This is a genomic window from Ectopseudomonas toyotomiensis (genome assembly GCF_017167985.1).
GTDB classification, from domain to species: domain Bacteria; phylum Pseudomonadota; class Gammaproteobacteria; order Pseudomonadales; family Pseudomonadaceae; genus Aquipseudomonas; species Aquipseudomonas toyotomiensis.
Window position 1 is genome coordinate 1,905,860 of sequence record NZ_CP070505.1, and the last position, 16,076, is coordinate 1,921,935.

Here is a 16,076-nt window from a genome sequence, read left to right on the forward strand (position 1 = left end):
GGGAGAAACCGATGCTCGCCGTGATCTTCGAAGTTCAGGCCAAGCCAGGCCTGCAGCAGGACTATCTCGACCTCGCCGGTGAGTTGCGCCCGCTGCTCGCCGAGCAGCCGGGTTTCATCTCCATCGAGCGCTTCCAGAGCCTGACCCAGCCGGGGAAGATCCTGTCGCTGTCGTTCTGGCAGGACGAAGCCGCAATCCAGGCCTGGCGCCAGCGCGAAGAACACCGCCGCGCGCAGTCGGCGGGACGCGAGGAGGTCTTCAGTCACTATCGGTTGCGCGTGGCCCAGGTACTGCGCGACTACGGCATGCACGAGCGCGAACAGGCGCCGGCCGACAGCCGCGCGATCCACGAGCAGGGGGCAGCGCGATGACTGAGCACCTGCTCCTGATCCTCGCCACCTTCCTGCTCGCCGGCATGGTCAAGGGTGTGGTCGGCCTTGGCCTGCCGACCATCGCCGTCGGTCTGCTCGGCCTGGTGATGGCGCCATTGCAGGCCGCCGCGCTGCTGATCATCCCGTCGATGGTGACCAACATCTGGCAGCTGTGCGACGGTCGCAGCCCGCTGCCGATGCTGCGCCGGCTGTGGCCGATGCTGCTGGGCATCCTGTGCGGCACGCTGCTGGTCGCTGCTCTGCTGCAGAGCCTCGACCTGCCCGGCGCCACCCGCTGGCTGGGCGTTGCACTGGTGGTCTATGCACTGCTTGGCCTGGCCAAGGTGCACTTTCGCGTGGAGCGAACAAAGGAAGGCTGGCTGAGCCCGGCGATCGGTGCGCTCACCGGCGCGATCACCGCGGTTACCGGTGTATTCGTGATTCCTGCCGTGCCTTACCTGCAGGCCATCGGCCTGGAGAAGGACGATCTGGTTCAGGCCCTGGGGTTGTCCTTCAGCGTCTCCACCCTGGCTCTGGCGGCATCGCTCGGTCACAGCGGTGAACTGCTGCAACCGGCGGTGCTGGGTGTATCGGCCCTCGCCCTAGTACCCGCACTGCTGGGCATGGCCGGCGGCCAGTGGCTGCGCAAACGTATCAGCGCGGAGCGCTTCAAGCGCTGGTTCTTCATCGGCCTGTTGCTGCTTGGGGCAGAACTGGCGCTGCGCGGCCTCTGAACCTGACCATCAAACGGCGGCAGCCTGCGAGTGCTTGAGGCCGAACCATTGCAACTCGGCCAGCAGCGCCACCGCCAGCGCCTGAGCGATAACGAAGGCGTAGCCGAACAGGTTCGGCGACACCCAGCCGATCACCAGTACCAGCAGGCTGTCGATCACCCACAGCGCGTTGACCGCGATCACCGCCCAGATCGCCTGGCGGCTGATTTCGGCGCGGTTGGACAACCACACCAGCAGCGCTGCGAACGGCAGCAGGGCGCTACCGGCGACCAGCAACAGCATGCGCGGTAGTTCGAGGAAGGCGCCCAGCCAGCCGGCCGCCAAGACCAGTAGCAGACCGGTGACACCGCTGAGCAGGCCATCGAGCAAGAGGGCGTTGCGCAGCATCGGGGTGGGTTGCAGTGCGTTCATGGCGAATCCTCCGTAGGGGCACCGGAGTGGTGCCTGGCCTACAGATTTCGCCGAAAACAGCAGCGCGTCGATTACCTGCCAGGTAATGGCCGACATGACCTGACTGAACTATCGTGCTGGCCATGAATAATACCCAGACCGCCGGCGCCCTTTTGCGCCAATGGCGCCAAAGGCGCCGCCTGAGCCAACTTGACCTCGCCTGCGAGGCGGAGATATCCACCCGCCACCTGAGCTTCGTCGAGACCGGACGTGCGCAGCCCAGCCGCGAGATGCTGCTGCATCTCGCCGAGCAGTTGGAGATTCCCCTGCGCGAGCGCAATCGGCTGCTCAGCGCAGCCGGTTTCGCCCCGCTGTACAGCCAGCACGAGCTGAGCGACCCGGCGCTGGCTCCAGCCCGCCAGGCGATCGAACAGTTGCTCAAGGCCCATGAACCCTATCCGGCGCTGGCCATCGACCGACAGTGGAACCTGCTGGCAGCCAACGCCTCGGTCGGCCCCTTCCTCGCCGGCATGCCGGACTTTCTGCTCGGTCCGCCGCTCAATGTGATGCGCCTGTCGCTACACCCCGAAGGCCTGGCACCGCGTATCGCCAACCTCGCGCTATGGCGCGCACACCTGCTGATGCGCCTGCAGCGTGACGCCGAAATCAGCGGCGACGAAGCCCTGTTCAGCCTGCTCGATGAGCTGCGCGGTTATCCGGCGCCGGCTGAAGTCCCTGCGCCACCGAGCGACGCCGTGCTGGTGCCGCTGCAACTGCACAGCGAACAAGGTGTGCTCAGCCTGATCAGCACCATCACGGTGTTCGGCACCCCGAATGACGTGACCCTCGCCGAACTAGCACTGGAAACCTTCTTCCCCGCCGACGCTTTCACCGCCGAGTACCTGCGCAATCTGGCGAACAGCACCTGAACAGTAACGATTTCCGACGAAATCACTCTTTCGGGTCATGCTCTGCAGCGCGTCACGCAGTAGTCTTGGCGCTGCGTCATTGACGCTGCCTACTGCATACCTGCTCAAAACAATAACAAGGAGCACCCCGGATGCGCTGTAAAGCACTATTGCGCCATGCTTTTTTCTGGTCGCTCGGACTCTTCGTCGGGCTATCGCCAATGGCCTTCGCCGAGGCCGTCAGCCCGCAGGAGCAAATTCAGATACACGCCAGCCGCGCCACCAGCAGCCTCATGCTGTTACGTGGCGAAGGGTTCCAGAAGACTCATCAGCAGCGCCTGGAAGCCGACCTGGCCGCTCTGGCCGGCGCCGTGCAGAGCCTGCCGCAAGGCAGCGCAGAACTCACCAGCGCCCATCAAGCCCTCGTTACCCAATTGCGCAACGGTGTTTCCTATGGCCCCGGTGACGAGAACGTACCCTGGCGTTTTCCCGAAGACCTCAGCCGCGCCCTGCGCGACTTCCTCAGCACGGCCCGTGCACTACCGGGCGCCGAAGGCCAGAGCGAGCTGGCGGCGAAGGTCGAGTACCTCAGCGTGCAATACCTCAGCCGCTCCTACCTGGGCACCTTCGAGATCGCCCGCGAGCAGCCCGGCACCTACCTCGGTCAGGACGAACGCCTGCTGCTGCCGGCCATCGACAGCGAATTGCAGGCGCTCAAGGATCAATCCGACCCGCAGGTGACCAAGCTACAGACGCGCTGGAGCTATCTGCGTGCGGCGCTGGCCGACATGAACAGCCAGAGCAACACCCTGCAGAGCGTCTCCGGCCGCCCCTTTGCCCCCATCACCGTGGATCGCCACGCACGTTCGATGACGGCGCAGTGGATGGCGATGTTCTAGAAAGGTTCGCGGCTGAAGCCCCTCCGACAGCCTCTCGAGCTTGTGGGGGGCTTCAGCCGCGCTCCGGTGACTTCGTAGGAGCCGCGCCCCGCGGCGAATCGTGCCGACAACTATGGCAGAGTCAGGCCAGCGCCTTCTTCTCGCGGATGCAGGTCGGGCCGGCGATCTCCACCACGGCATGCTCGACTTCCTTGCGCAGGCCGAGCAGAAAGGCCAGTTCAGCGACCACGAACAGCGGGCCGATCACCAGCCCCATGACGTCATCGACGAAGGCCGGCTTGCGTCCTTCGTAGTAATGACCGATGAACTGGATGACCCAGCCGACCACGAACAGGCCAATGCCTGCCGTCAACCACAGGGCAGTGGAAGCGACCGCCAGGCTGGCACCGGCCCACAGGCATAGCCCCAGCAGCACGGCCATGAGCAGGCCGAAACGGGTGTCCAGGCGCAGGTAGAACCATGCCGACGCCAGCGCCACCAGCGTGGCAGGCGCCAGCCACAGGCCGGCGAGATGGAAGCCTGGCCGCGACAGCAGCACGGCGACGGCCAGCACGATCATCGGGATGCCGATGAAATGACTGGCGATATTGCGCCGGTCGCGATGGTAGGCGGCATATTGCGCCAGGTGATCGACGAGGGTTTTCATTATTATCGTCCTCAGGTGTGAAACGGGCCCGTACATGATCCCTCCACCTTGGCTAGTCGCACTGTCGGCTAGCCGACAATGGCAGGGAAGGCCGCACCGCCGTGCAACCTCACAGGAGCCGCCATGCCCGATCCCCGTCATTACTTCAGCCAGCTGAACCAAGGCCACTGGTTCGCCGCATTGCCCCCAGCGCTGAGCCAGAACCTGCTGGACATGGCCCAGGTGCAACGCCTGGATGCCGGCCAGCGGCTGTTTCGCCGTGGCGACAAACCCAGCGGGCTGTATGCGGTGGTCGAAGGTGCAGTGCGCATCGGCGCGGTCAGCGAAAACGGCAAGGAGGCATTGCTGACCCTGGTCGAACCGCCTTACTGGTTCGGCGAAATTTCCCTGTTCGATGGCCTGCCGCGCACCCACGATGCCTTCGCCGAAAGCGCCAGCATCCTGCTGCTGCTACCCCAGCATGACCTGCTCGCGCTGCTTGAACGCGAGCCGCAGTACTGGCGCGACTTCGCCCTGTTGATGAGCCACAAGCTGCGTCTGGCCTTCGTCGCGCTGGAAGACATGAGCCTGCTGCCGGCCGCGCCGCGCCTGGCCCGACGCCTGCTGCTGATCGCCGAGAACTACGGTGAAAGCGAACCGCGCCGAGTGCTGCACCTGGCTCAGGAGCAGCTGGCGCTGATGCTCTCGCTGTCACGCCAGACCACCAACCAGATTCTCAAGGAGCTGCAGGCGCAGGGCGTGGTGCAGCTCACCTACGGCGAGATCGAAATTCTCGACTTCGAGCGTCTGCGCCAGCTGGCCTCCTGAACTGCTGGCGTCCTGCCAGTGTCCAATCCCTGTCGTTTTTCATGCAGGAAGTACCGCACCGATGCCAGACAATGCCCCCGCTCCGCTGCCCGATGTGCTCGCCGGCCCGCTGCTGCGCCGCCTGGAGCCCGGCCGCCTGGTGCTGTGGCTGGTGGCCAGCCGCGAACTGAGCCTGCAACTGTGGCTGCAACCCGAGGGCCAGGCGCAGCAGACGCATGCGCTGAACGAACACTGCCAGCAACTGCCGCTGGGCCGACAGGCCGTGCTGCACCTGATCGACCTGCCGCTCGAACAGGCACTGCCACAGGACCAACGCATCGCCTACGACCTGCAGATCATCGACAGCGCGGGCGCGAAAGGCATGCGCGACTGGGCGCCGCACCTGCTCTACGACGGCGCTGAGCAGGCTGATTTCGTCCTGCGCTCGCGCGTCGACCACCTGCTCCACGGCTCCTGCCGCAAGCCGCACCACGCCGCTGCTGACGGCCTGCTCTGCGCCGACCGCCTGCTGGCAAGTCAGCCCGAGGCCGAGCAGCGTCCGGCACTGCTGCTGATGAGCGGCGACCAGGTCTACGTCGACGATGTCGCCGGCCCATTGCTGTGCGCCATTCACCAACTGATCGCTCGCCTCGGCCTGTTCGACGAGTTTCTCGAAGGTGCCGTGGTCGAGGACAGCCAGGCGCTGTATGGCCACCCGGTCGGCTACTACCAACGCGCCGAGCTGCTGCCGGCGGTGAAGAGCAACCAGACCCTGCGCGACAAGTTCTTCGGCGGCGTGGAGAAGCCGGTCTTCACCAGCAGCAGTGCCGACAATCATCTGGTGACCTTCGCCGAGATGATCGCCATGTACCTGCTGGTCTGGTCGCCGCTGCCCTGGACGCTGATCAGCGAAGAGCAGCCAGCGCTGGACGAGGAACAGCAGCAGCGTTACGCCCGTGAGCGCGAACGCATCGACGCCTTCCGCCAGACCCTCGGCCAGGCCGCGCGGGCGTTCGCCCATCTGCCGACACTGATGATCTTCGACGACCACGACGTCACCGATGACTGGAACCTCTCCGCGCGCTGGGAGCAGACCGCTTATGGCCATCCGTTCTCCAAGCGCATCATCGGCAACGCCCTGCTCGCCTATATGCTTTGCCAGGGCTGGGGCAACAACCCGGATGTATTCGATGAGCCGCTGCAGGCCTTTGCCGACCTGCTGCAGCAGCGTCAGAACCATCACCTGCAGGCCGCAGCGCAGGACGCACTGATCGACCAGTTGCTGCATTTCGAGCAGTGGCACTACGTGCTGCCGACCACGCCCGCGCTGCTGGTGCTGGACACCCGTACACGCCGCTGGCGCAGCGAAGGGCACCTGTCGAAACCCTCGGGGCTGATGGACTGGGAAGCGCTGTGCGACTTTCAGCAGGCGCTGCTCGATCACCCCAGCTGCATCATCGTCTCGCCGGCGCCGATGTTCGGCGTCAAGCTGATCGAGGGCATCCAGAAACTGTTCACCTATGCCGGCCATCCGCTGATGGTCGATGCGGAAAACTGGATGGCGCATCGCGGCGCGGCCAGCGTGATGATGAACATCTTTCGCCACTCGCGTACGCCGGGTGATTTCGTCATCCTCTCCGGCGACGTGCACTACTCCTTCGTCTACCGCGTGAGCATCCGCCACCGGCGCGCCAGCCCGACCATCTGGCAAATCACCAGCAGCGGCATCAAGAACGAATTTCCGGCCGAGCTGCTGGACTGGTTCGATCGCCTCAACCGCTGGCTCTACGCACCCTGGTCACCGCTCAACTGGCTGACCAAGCGCCGCCGTATGCGCGTCACCCCGCTGATCCCCGACCGCAGCCGCTCGGGCGAACGCCTATGGAACAGCGCCGGCCTCGGCCAGGTGTTCTTCGACGAACAGGGCCGGCCCAAGCGCATCCTCCAGCTCAACGCCGATGGCTCACCGCCGGCGACCTTCGTTGCCGAGCGTGAATCAGGCACAGCGACGGCACCACTGCTCGGGCATCCTGATCGCAGTGCAGCACCGCGGGACAGCGGCGCAAGCCACCCTTGAGCCGAGCGCATACGTCAAATAGCACCAGGCCAAGCGCCCGAGGCAGATGGCCGGCGAGTTGGCGATAGTCTGTCGGAGTGAAAAAAGCAGGCGTTACTGGAGTGATCCGATTTGCTCCATGAACCTCCTGCACTCTCTAATTGGGTTCAAACTGGCACCACAAGAATTCTTCTGATTCGGAGATTCCATTGAGCATTTACTCTTGCCTGTTAGAAACGCCATCCGCTCAGGTCTATCAAGCGCTTCGAGTTGGCTCTGGCCTTAGCGCAAAGACCGATGAGGCCGCCGTACGGGGCTTACCTAACAGCCTCTTTGCCGTGCAAATCCTGCATGGCGCCCAACCCGTGGGAATGGGCCGCGTGATCGGTGACGGAGGCTGTTTCTTTCAAGTAGTGGACATCGCCGTTCTCAGGGAACATCAGGGCAAGGGCCTCGGCAAGCGCATCATGGGCGAAATCCTGCGGTTCATCGAAACCCATGTGCCGGAAAGCGGCTACGTGAGCCTTATTGCGGATGGGCCAGCACAAGACCTGTACGCGCAGTTTGGCTTCGTTCATACCGCGCCGCGCTCTGTTGGTATGGCTTACAAACGCCCGAGGCCTGCAGATACCTGATGTAAGAGTCAGGCCGCTTTAGAAATGACTCCAATCATCTCTACGTCGATGACCTGAACGGAGCACGACTGCCGCCAATCGCTACCACCCAGGTCATCCCCTGCGCTTCAGCGCAGCTTTTCCAGCATCTGGTAGTACCACATGCCCGCCGCCAGCATCGGGTTGCCGAGCTGGTCGCCCAGCGGCACCTTGATGTGCTTGCAGGCGGCAAAGGTGTCGTATTGCTCCAGATCGCCAGTGATCGCCTTGGCCATGATCTCGCCCATGATGTGGGTGGTGGCGATGCCATGACCGGAGTAGCCCTGGCAGTACCAGACATTGGACGAGAGCTTGCCCAGCTGCGGGATGCGGTTCATCACGATGCCCATTGCGCAGCTCCACTGGTAGTCGATCTGTACGCCCTTGAGCTGCGGGAAGGTGCTCTCGATGCACGGGCGCAGCTCGCCGGCGATATCGCGCGAATCACGCCCGGAATAGTTGCAACCACCGCCGAACAGCAGGCGGCCATCGGCGGTCAGGCGGTAGTAGTCGAGCACGAAGCGGCAGTCGTACACCGCCAGGTCCTGCGGGTTGATTTCCTTCGCCAGGTCGCCCAGCGGCGCGGTGGTGACGATGCCGCCCATGGCCGGAAAGATCAGGCCCTTGAGCTTGCGCCGTTCGAGCTTGTGATAGACGTCGCCGGCCAGCAGCACCTGCTTGGCCTCGATGCGCCCGCCCGTGGTGACTACTGCCGGACGCGGGCCTTGGACGATATCCAGCACCTCGGAATGTTCGAAGATCAGCGCGCCCAGGCTCTCGGCGGCCTTGGCCTCACCGATGCACAGGTTGAGTGGATGCAGGTGCATGTTGCGGGTGTTCTTCAGGGCACCGCAATACAGATCGCTGCTTAGCTGGGCACGTACACCGGCCGCATCGAGCAGGGTGACATCGTCGCCCATGCCACGGCGCAATGCCTCGTCATAAGTCGCCTTGAGCTCGTCCATATGGCTGGCTTTCATCGCGGTATGCAGATGGCCGTGCTTGAGATCGCAGTCGATGCCGTATTTGGCCACACGGTTCTTGATGATCTCGTGGCCGCGCCAGCGCAGGTGCCAGATGAAGTCATCCACTTCATCGCCCAGCGTGTTGCGCATCTGCTTGCGCATGGCCTCGTCGCCGGACAGGCTGCCGGTGACCTGGCCACCGTTGCGCCCGCTGGCACCCCAGCCGACCTTGTTGGTTTCCACCACGGCGACCTTGAGGCCGCGCTCGGCCAGCTCCACGGCGGTGGCGATGCCGGTGAAACCGCCGCCGATGATGGCCACGTCGACGGTGACGCTGCCCTGCAGCGTCGGGTAGTCGGTCTCGAAATTGAGCGAGGCCGAGTAGTAGGAAGGCGCGCGCTCGGCGGCGGGTTTGACGGGTTGCTTGATTGTGTTCATTGCAAAATCCTTGTGGCGGTTTCCGCCGTAGGGTGCGCCGTGCGCACCAGTAAATCCGGAGAATTCGCGGCTAAAGCCGCTCCTACATGGGGTGCACACTTCGTAGGAACGGCTGGGCGGCACTCCGCTTTAGCCGCGATGCTGTTCAGTCAGGCGTTGCTCAGGTACCAGCGCCAATCTTGCTCGCCAACCTCGCCCATGAACTGGCGATACTCGGCACGCTTGACCGCGAGAAAGACCTTGAGAAAGTCCGCGCCAAAGGCGTCGCGCGCCCAGTCGGAGCGCTCCAGCGCCTGGATCGAAGCCAGCCACTCGGTCGGCAACAAGGTCTTGGCTTGGGCATAGCCATTGCCTTCCACCGGTGCGCCAGGATCGAGGCGATCAGCAATGCCACGGTGAATCCCGGCGAGAATCGCCGCCGCCGCCAGATAGGGGTTGGCATCAGCACCGCAAATGCGGTGTTCCACATGCCGAGTGGGGGCCGGGCCACCGGGCACGCGCAGGCTCACAGTGCGGTTGTCCACGCCCCAGGTCGGCGCCAGCGGCGCGTAACTGTTGGCCTGGAAACGTCGGTAGGAGTTGGCGTTGGGGCAGAACAGCAGCAGCGAGTCGAGCAGGCTGGCGAGCATGCCGCCGACCGCCTGGCGCAGCAGCGGTGTGCCGGCACCCTGCCTGATATCAGAAAGCTCGCTGGCGAACAGGTTGTTGCCCTGCGCATCGGCCAGACTGACGTGCATATGCATGCCGGTGCCGGCCAGGTGGTCGAACGGTTTGGCCATGAAACAGGCCTGCATCCCGTGACGGTGCGCCACGCCCTTGACCAGCCGCTTGTAGCGCACCGCCTGATCCATCGCCGCCAGTACCGGGCCATGTTCCAGGGTGATCTCCACCTGGCCGGGGGCATATTCGGAAATCGCCGTGCGCGCGGGAATGCCCTGTGCCTTGCAGGCGGCATAGAGGTCGCGCAGGAAGGGTTCGATCTGCTCCAGCTCGCGCAGACCGTAGACCTGGGTCTGCCGCGGGCGGCCACCGTCGGCATCCAGTGCCGGCTGCGGGCGACCCTCGGCATCAGGCTTCTGGTCGAGCAGGTAGAACTCCAGCTCGCAGGCCATCACCGGGTAATAGCCCTCGGCTTCGAGCTGCTCGATCACCCGGATCAGCAACTGGCGCGGATCGGCCGGTGTGGCCGGCAGGCCTTCGGTGGGGTGCATCGACACCTGCACGGCAGCGGTGGGCATCTGCCGCCAGGGCAGGCGCACCAGGCTGCCGGGCAGCGGATAGGCGCGGCAATCGATATCGCCCACCTCCCAGACCAGGCCGGAGTCCTCGACATCCTCGCCCTGGATGGACAGGCCGAGCATGGTGCTCGGCAGCGGCCGGCCACTCTGGTACAACGCCAGCAGTTCTTCGCGGTGCAGCAACTTGCCGCGCGGCACGCCATTGGCATCGAGAATGAACAGCTCGATCAGCTCGATATCGGGATTGTTCGCCAGGAAGTCCTGAGCTTCCTGCACGGGGGCGAAAGTCGTCATGTTGCGCTCGCTTGCGCCAGTTGGGCGCTCGGTGTCCGCACGGCCCGTTCGATTCTTGAACAGGTTGCACAGGCAGACAAGGTGATAGCAGCGGCTGCGGGCATGGCGCAGCCATCGGTATTCAGCGGGCGGGGACGGCGTCCGGCGGGCGGGCGTGGCGGCAATGCCACAGCGCCCAGAAGGCGAGAATGATCGTCAGCAGCGGGTTGAGCCGCTCCAACAAGCGCCGCCGCGCGGGAGCGCGGTATAGCAGAACATGGACTTGGCAGGCCAGGGAGATCATGGCTTGGCAGCGTCGCACAGGGTTTGAGGTGCGTTAAATCGGGTTTTTCATACGCTTGGTTGTGCACCCACTAAACAATCCACCGCTCACGCTTAGCCATGGCTCAGGCCAGATCGTAGGGTGCGCGATGCGCACCAGCTTTCAAGCGGCGCTCAGCCAGAACGCAAACAACTCAAGGCTCCGGCCGATAGCCCAGACGCAAACCGCCCCAATGCTTGCCCTGCACCATGATCGGCACCGACAGGTCGTGCATCAGCTCGCCGGTATCGCGCATGTAGGTCTGTAGCAGCAGTGCCTGCCTGTGGCTACCGCAGCGGATGCCGGTGCGGTCGTTGAACAGGCGCTTGCCACGGCTCTTCGTCGCATCTATCGCCGGGTCACCGCTGGGCGGGTGATTGAACGCGGCGTTATGGGTCGGCACGTAGCCTTCCGGGGTGGTGGAAATGGCGAACACCAGCCCTTCATGGCGCTTGAGCAAGGGCTCTTGCAACGCCGGCAGCACCTGGTCGGCGTACTGATCGAAGCGGGTGCGGTACTTCTGCGGCTGGGTGCCGGCGATTGGTTGGTAGCGACGGTCGAACAGGTCGTCGAGGCCGATGCGCCCGGCCTGCAGATCCTGCTCGAACTGCGCTGCGATGGCAGCGGCGCCTTCACGGGCCAGGTCATAGGCACGCTGGTGGTAATCATCCAGACCCACTTCGGCGAGCTGCTCACTGACGGTCTCGGCCTGGCCGACCAGTTGCTCGGCAGCATCAGCCAATTGCCGCGTCTGCCCTTCGCTGCCTTGCACGTCGTCCTGCAATTGCAGGGCGGCAGCCGAGAGGCTGGCGAGGCGCTGGTGGTTGTCCGCCGTGCCGGCGCTGATCTGCGCCACCTGCTGCTCGACCTCCTCGGCCTGGTCAGCGATACCGTGCAAGCGGCTGCCGGCCGTCTCGATCTGCTGCGCCGCCTGCTCCAGCTCGACGCTCTGGCGCTGGATATGGGTAACCACCGCCGTGCTCTGCTGGCGGATATCGGCGACCATCTGGCTGACTTCCTCGGTGGCGCTGGCGGTGCGCGCGGCAAGGTTGCGCACCTCGTCGGCGACCACGGCAAAACCGCGGCCCATCTCACCGGCACGCGCCGCCTCGATGGCCGCGTTGAGCGCCAGCAGGTTGGTCTGGCTGGCGATGGACTGGATCACCTGGGTGACCTGCTCGATCTGTTCGGTACGACTGCCCAGACCATCGATCAACTCACGGCTGGCCAGGGTCTGGGCGCTGAGTTGCTGCATGCGTTCGATGGCCTGATTGAGTTCGGCCTGACCGTTGGCGCTGGCATCACGCACATGGCGGGCCGCGGCCAGGGTCTGCTCGGCACGGGCGGCGCTGTCCTGCTCGGTGTGGGTGATGGCCTCGGCGGCCTGGCTGACCTGTTGCACCGCCGTCAGCTGCGATTGCAGGCGACCGGCCAGGTGCTTGACCGCATGGGCCACCTTGGCTGCGGACAGCGCGTTGTGGCAGGTGTGTCGCGACAGCCCGCGGCTGAGCTCGACGAAGTCACCAGTCGCTCTTTGCTGGACGGCCTGCGCCGGCTCGTCGCGGCGTTGCCAAGGGCCGAGCCAGGGCCACAACGCCAGCAGCAGGAAGGACAGCACGCTGACATAGGGCGGTAGCTGCACCTGCTGGTAGACCAGCATCAATGCAGCCAGCCCCAGGGCGTGAAGGAGACAGGCAACAGGTGAACGGACAAAGGCAGCTTGCATGACCGACCTCAGAGTTCTTGTTCTGGTGCGCGGCGAGGCGCTGTAGGCGGACGGGGTCACGGCGGGTTCTCTCCTTGAATATCCCACGCAACCTGGGCAGCAGGCTACGTGTACGACAGGCCCGACGAAAAATAAGCGTATGCAGGCCGGGCACCATGACCGGGATTCGAGCAGCTTGGAAGCGCCAGCACCATAAAACTTTGGTAGCAACCTGCCATGAACTTAGGCAGTGCCAAATCAGGTTCAACAAGGCTTCCATAGCTGCCTTTGGCAGAAAATCCGCACCGGGGCGCAGCGCCTACACACTCGCTGTATCGACACTTAACTCAGTGGCATTAGCAGGCTGTTGAAAAACCACCTCGGCTTTGGCCTCCGGCATCCGTGCAGCCGTAGCCGAGGTTTTCAGGCCTGCTACCCCACCATGCGATGGCGTTTGACGAAGCGCCGGTCCAGCCAGTCCTTGCAATGCCCGTACAACTGCCCGCCCGCGCTCCAGTCGTGCCAACCGAGCAGCGCCCCGCCATCGCCAGTGGCGAGCAAGGCCAGGCTCTGCCATTGCGCCCGATACTGGCGCAGCGGGCGCCCCTGCAGCGCGGCCTGCAGATTGGCGCTGAGTACCGGCGCCTGACGCACTGCGAAACGCCCGCTGCGGCGCATGCCGTCGAGGCTGGCGCTGTCGCCGACAGCGAAGATCTGCGCATGGGACTCGCACTGCAGGGTCGGACGAATGGCGATGAATCCGGCTGCGTCGCTGGCCAGTTGGCTCGCCGTCAGCCACGGCCAGGGCCGTGCACCGCTGGCCAGCAGCAGGCGCCGTCCGCGCCATACCGGTTCGTCACCACTGAGCAGCCAGTCATCCTCGATACGGCCGATCGGGCAATGCTCACGCACCTGCACGCCGCGCTGACGCAGATGCCCCAGTGCGCGCAGCCGCAGCCCCGGCCCCAGTCCGTCGAGCAGGGTTCCGCCGCAGAACAGCGCCAGCGCCGGTACCTTGCCGGCCAGCGCCAGGGCCAGTTCCACACCACCGGCCCCACCACCGAGAATCGCCATGCGCCGTGGCTCGGCCTGCCATTGCTGCCAGCCTTCGAGCATCCGTTCGATGGGCCTGGCAGCCAGCACCTGCATGCCATCGCCCTGCTGCGGTGGAATGGCCATGCCGGCACCGACGTTGAGCGACAGCCACTCACTCTGCAGGCTACGGCCATCCGCAAGTTGCATGATGCGGGCATCGGCATCGAGCGACGCGATCTCGCCCTCGATCAGCTCGACCTTGGCCGCTCGGCATAGCGGCTGCAACTCCACACGGCAGTCTGCCGGGCTGAAACGGCCGCTGATCAGCCCCGGTAGCATGCCGGCGTACCAGGCTTCCGGGCCAGGGCTGAGCAAGCCGATGCGGCCTGGCGGACGCTCCACCAGCGCCCAGCGGCGCAACACGCCAAGGTGGGCATGGCCGGCCCCGGCCAGAATCAGATCGTACTGGGTCATGCGTTGTTGAATCCGTCGCGGTATTGGCTCGGCGTCTGGCCGGTCCAGCGTTTGAAGGCTCGGCCAAAGCTGCTGCTGTCGCTGAAGCCGAGCAGATAGGCAATTTCGCTGATCGAACAGCGCGGGTCGCGCATATGCCGCAACGCCAGGGCGTGGCGCGTCTCGCCGAGCAGCGCCTCGTAGCTGGTGCCCTCCTCGGCCAGGTGGCGCTGCAGGCTGCGCAGGCTCAGGTGCAGAGCCTGGGCGATACGCTCGGCGGAGGGCTCGCCATCAGGCAGTTGAGCCTCCAGGCAACTGCGCACCCGCTCGCTGCAACTGGCTGCCTGAAGTTGCTCCAGGCTGCGTCTGAGCACCGTCTCGTTGTGTTCGGCCAGCTCCGGATTGCCGTCGTCCAGCCGTTGTTCGAACGCGGCGCGGGGAAAGCGCAGCAGGCTTTCCTCGGCATCGAACTGCAGTGGTGCGCGAAATACCGCCTGCCAGGGGGCCGGGTCGGTTGGCTGCGGGCGCTGCAATTGCACCAGCAGCGGCGAGAACTCCCGGTTCAGGCGATTGCGACAGCTGCGCACGTAGATCGCGGCAAAGGCGTCCAGCGCCTCGGGCGCGGGCGCTGGGCTGCCTGGCGGTACGCGAAAACGAAATTCGTAGACGTCTTCCAGCTCGCGCAACTCCAGCTGCAGCGCATCGCTGACCACCCGGTGGTAACGCACGATGCGCTCGAACATCTCACGCAGGCTGCTGCTGGCGATCAGCGCATAGCCCAGGGCATGGAAGGTGGTCGGGCTGACGAACTGCGAAGTCTTCAGGCCCAGCGCCGGGTCACCACTGGCGGCCACCGCCAACTGCCACAGGCGCGTGGTAACCGACAGCGGGCAGCGCGCGTTGGGGTCGTCGAACACTGCCGGGTCGAGCCCCGCCTCACGGCACAGCGCAGCGCTGTCCAGGCCGAGGGCATCGAGCTGCTTGCGCAGGGCGCGGGTCCAGCTGGCCAGGGTGGTGGGTTCGGCGGTCATGCAGATTGGCGTATCCGGTAGGCAGGTTGGCGTGCACGGTCGTGCGCTCTGACGACCGTCACGGCACAGTGAAGTCACAACCCCATAACAAGAGGATGTCGGCATGTCGCCCTCTCCCGCAAGCCTTAATGACCAGCAACGCGCCGCTTATATCCGTGAACAGGTGATGGCCCACGGCAACGCCCTGCGCCAACGCTACCCGATCCTGCGACATCAGGACGCGCTCGGCGCCGGTATTCTCGCTTTCGCACTGCTCGGCATGCTCGGCTCGGCGGTGTTGTACATCGGCGGCTACCTGGCCTGGTGGGCGTGCCTGCTGCTCAATGCCTTCTTCGCCTCGCTGACTCACGAGCTGGAGCACGACCTGATCCACTCGATGTACTTCCGCAAGTGGCCGCTGCCGCACAACCTGATGCTGGCGCTGGTCTGGCTGGCACGACCGAGCACCATCAACCCCTGGGTACGCCGCCATCTGCATCTCAATCATCACAAGGTGTCCGGTAGCGAAGCCGACATGGAAGAGCGCGCCATCACCAACGGCGAGCCCTGGGGCATCGCGCGCCTGCTGATGGTCGGCGACAACATGATGAGTTCGTTGATTCGCTGGCTGCGGGCGAAGAACCCAGAACACCGCCGGCTGATCCTTACCCGCACGCTGAAGGTCTACGCGCCGCTGGGGCTGCTCAACTGGGCGACCTGGTACCTGTTCCTCGGTTTCCATCTGCTGGATTGGGCCAGTGCTGCGCTCGGTGCTCCGATCGCCTGGTCGGCCGGCACCCTGAACGTGATGGAGGTGGTGAACGTCGCCGTGGTGGTGCTGGTCGGGCCCAACGTGCTGCGTACCTTCTGTCTGCACTTCGTCAGCTCCAACATGCACTACTACGGTGATGTCGAACCAGGCAACGTGATCCAGCAGACCCAGGTGCTCAACCCCTGGTGGCTGTGGCCGCTGCAGGCGTTCTGCTTCAACTTCGGCAGCAGTCATGCGATCCACCATTTCGTGGTCAAGGAGCCGTTCTATATCCGCCAACTGACCGTGCCTTTCGCCCACCGGGTGATGCGCGAGATGGGCGTTCGCTTCAACGACTTCGGTACCTTCGCCCGGGCAAATCGTTGGACGCGCCGTCATAAGACGGGCGAGGAGCGCGCGCAGACTGCCTGAGCATGGCTGAA

At 64.8% G+C, this 16,076-nt stretch carries 15 protein-coding genes; 8 read left to right on the forward strand and 7 right to left on the reverse strand.

Translation table 11 applies throughout. The features are described from left to right. Window positions 1–11: 11 nt before the first annotated feature. Entirely contained in the window at window positions 12–371 is a 360-nt protein-coding gene (locus JWV26_RS08780; protein ID WP_064495762.1) for an antibiotic biosynthesis monooxygenase family protein, read from the forward strand. Continuing rightward, window positions 368–1,105: a sulfite exporter TauE/SafE family protein gene (locus JWV26_RS08785; protein ID WP_206418847.1), complete on the forward strand. Its 738-nt coding sequence runs from the start codon at window positions 368–370 to the stop codon at window positions 1,103–1,105. The genes JWV26_RS08780 and JWV26_RS08785 overlap by 4 nt, the downstream gene beginning before the upstream one ends. A gap of 9 nt (window positions 1,106–1,114) precedes the next feature. On the opposite strand, the gene JWV26_RS08790 is transcribed toward JWV26_RS08785, so the two are convergent. Continuing rightward, window positions 1,115–1,516 (reverse strand): hypothetical protein, encoded by a 402-nt coding sequence (locus tag JWV26_RS08790; RefSeq protein WP_072426194.1) that lies wholly within the window; start codon window positions 1,514–1,516, stop codon window positions 1,115–1,117. 122 nt (window positions 1,517–1,638) lie between these two features. Between JWV26_RS08790 and JWV26_RS08795 the strand changes: the two genes are divergently transcribed. After that, window positions 1,639–2,424, forward strand: a complete 786-nt coding sequence (locus JWV26_RS08795) for an MmyB family transcriptional regulator (RefSeq protein WP_072426251.1) — start codon at window positions 1,639–1,641, stop codon at window positions 2,422–2,424. A 131-nt stretch (window positions 2,425–2,555) separates the two neighbouring features. Beyond that, on the forward strand, window positions 2,556–3,302 hold the full coding sequence (locus JWV26_RS08800) for a hypothetical protein (protein WP_093051482.1): 747 nt from the start codon (window positions 2,556–2,558) through the stop codon (window positions 3,300–3,302). A 121-nt stretch (window positions 3,303–3,423) separates the two neighbouring features. Here the strand turns inward: JWV26_RS08800 and JWV26_RS08805 are convergent, their stop codons facing one another. Beyond that, a complete protein-coding gene (locus JWV26_RS08805; RefSeq protein WP_059392856.1) occupies window positions 3,424–3,948 on the reverse strand; it encodes an Mpo1 family 2-hydroxy fatty acid dioxygenase in 525 nt (174 codons plus the stop codon). A 123-nt stretch (window positions 3,949–4,071) separates the two neighbouring features. On the opposite strand from JWV26_RS08805, the gene JWV26_RS08810 reads away from it, so the two are divergent. From JWV26_RS08810 to JWV26_RS08820, 3 genes are all read left to right on the forward strand, one after another. Continuing rightward, window positions 4,072–4,755 (forward strand): Crp/Fnr family transcriptional regulator, encoded by a 684-nt coding sequence (locus JWV26_RS08810; RefSeq protein ID WP_206418848.1) that lies wholly within the window; start codon window positions 4,072–4,074, stop codon window positions 4,753–4,755. A gap of 61 nt (window positions 4,756–4,816) precedes the next feature. Beyond that, entirely contained in the window at window positions 4,817–6,811 is a 1,995-nt protein-coding gene (locus JWV26_RS08815; RefSeq protein ID WP_206418849.1) for a metallophosphoesterase family protein, read from the forward strand. Between the two features lie 188 nt (window positions 6,812–6,999). Then, window positions 7,000–7,425 (forward strand): GNAT family N-acetyltransferase, encoded by a 426-nt coding sequence (locus tag JWV26_RS08820; RefSeq protein ID WP_072426189.1) that lies wholly within the window; start codon window positions 7,000–7,002, stop codon window positions 7,423–7,425. A gap of 107 nt (window positions 7,426–7,532) precedes the next feature. On the opposite strand, the gene JWV26_RS08825 is transcribed toward JWV26_RS08820, so the two are convergent. The 5 genes from JWV26_RS08825 to JWV26_RS08845 all read right to left on the reverse strand — a co-directional run bounded on the left by JWV26_RS08825 (window position 7,533) and on the right by JWV26_RS08845 (window position 14,903). Continuing rightward, window positions 7,533–8,846 carry an NAD(P)/FAD-dependent oxidoreductase gene (locus JWV26_RS08825; RefSeq protein WP_072426188.1) on the reverse strand — a complete coding sequence of 438 codons (1,314 nt, stop codon included), beginning with the start codon at window positions 8,844–8,846 and terminating at the stop codon, window positions 7,533–7,535. A gap of 149 nt (window positions 8,847–8,995) precedes the next feature. After that, window positions 8,996–10,378: a glutamine synthetase family protein gene (locus JWV26_RS08830; RefSeq protein ID WP_206418850.1), complete on the reverse strand. Its 1,383-nt coding sequence runs from the start codon at window positions 10,376–10,378 to the stop codon at window positions 8,996–8,998. A 455-nt stretch (window positions 10,379–10,833) separates the two neighbouring features. Beyond that, a complete protein-coding gene (locus JWV26_RS08835) occupies window positions 10,834–12,405 on the reverse strand; it encodes a methyl-accepting chemotaxis protein (protein ID WP_206418851.1) in 1,572 nt (523 codons plus the stop codon). A 411-nt stretch (window positions 12,406–12,816) separates the two neighbouring features. Next, a complete protein-coding gene (locus JWV26_RS08840; RefSeq protein ID WP_072426185.1) occupies window positions 12,817–13,893 on the reverse strand; it encodes an FAD-dependent oxidoreductase in 1,077 nt (358 codons plus the stop codon). Next, window positions 13,890–14,903: an AraC family transcriptional regulator gene (locus JWV26_RS08845; protein WP_206418852.1), complete on the reverse strand. Its 1,014-nt coding sequence runs from the start codon at window positions 14,901–14,903 to the stop codon at window positions 13,890–13,892. Before JWV26_RS08845 ends, JWV26_RS08840 begins: the two co-directional genes overlap by 4 nt. Before the next feature lie 103 nt (window positions 14,904–15,006). Between JWV26_RS08845 and JWV26_RS08850 the strand changes: the two genes are divergently transcribed. After that, complete coding sequence (locus JWV26_RS08850; RefSeq protein WP_206418853.1) at window positions 15,007–16,065, forward strand: fatty acid desaturase; 1,059 nt, start codon at window positions 15,007–15,009, stop codon at window positions 16,063–16,065. Window positions 16,066–16,076 lie beyond the last annotated feature (11 nt).

Bases quoted from the DNA above. Each gene is read 5' to 3' on its own strand.
- JWV26_RS08780 (WP_064495762.1), top strand. From the start codon at position 12: ATGCTCGCCGTGATCTTCGAAGTTCAGGCCAAGCCAGGCCTGCAGCAG.
- JWV26_RS08785 (WP_206418847.1), top strand. From the start codon at position 368: ATGACTGAGCACCTGCTCCTGATCCTCGCCACCTTCCTGCTCGCCGGC.
- JWV26_RS08790 (WP_072426194.1), bottom strand. From the start codon at position 1,516: ATGAACGCACTGCAACCCACCCCGATGCTGCGCAACGCCCTCTTGCTC.
- JWV26_RS08795 (WP_072426251.1), top strand. From the start codon at position 1,639: ATGAATAATACCCAGACCGCCGGCGCCCTTTTGCGCCAATGGCGCCAA.
- JWV26_RS08800 (WP_093051482.1), top strand. From the start codon at position 2,556: ATGCGCTGTAAAGCACTATTGCGCCATGCTTTTTTCTGGTCGCTCGGA.
- JWV26_RS08805 (WP_059392856.1), bottom strand. From the start codon at position 3,948: ATGAAAACCCTCGTCGATCACCTGGCGCAATATGCCGCCTACCATCGC.
- JWV26_RS08810 (WP_206418848.1), top strand. From the start codon at position 4,072: ATGCCCGATCCCCGTCATTACTTCAGCCAGCTGAACCAAGGCCACTGG.
- JWV26_RS08815 (WP_206418849.1), top strand. From the start codon at position 4,817: ATGCCAGACAATGCCCCCGCTCCGCTGCCCGATGTGCTCGCCGGCCCG.
- JWV26_RS08825 (WP_072426188.1), bottom strand. From the start codon at position 8,846: ATGAACACAATCAAGCAACCCGTCAAACCCGCCGCCGAGCGCGCGCCT.
- JWV26_RS08830 (WP_206418850.1), bottom strand. From the start codon at position 10,378: ATGACGACTTTCGCCCCCGTGCAGGAAGCTCAGGACTTCCTGGCGAAC.
- JWV26_RS08835 (WP_206418851.1), bottom strand. From the start codon at position 12,405: ATGCAAGCTGCCTTTGTCCGTTCACCTGTTGCCTGTCTCCTTCACGCC.
- JWV26_RS08840 (WP_072426185.1), bottom strand. From the start codon at position 13,893: ATGACCCAGTACGATCTGATTCTGGCCGGGGCCGGCCATGCCCACCTT.
- JWV26_RS08845 (WP_206418852.1), bottom strand. From the start codon at position 14,903: ATGACCGCCGAACCCACCACCCTGGCCAGCTGGACCCGCGCCCTGCGC.
- JWV26_RS08850 (WP_206418853.1), top strand. From the start codon at position 15,007: ATGTCGCCCTCTCCCGCAAGCCTTAATGACCAGCAACGCGCCGCTTAT.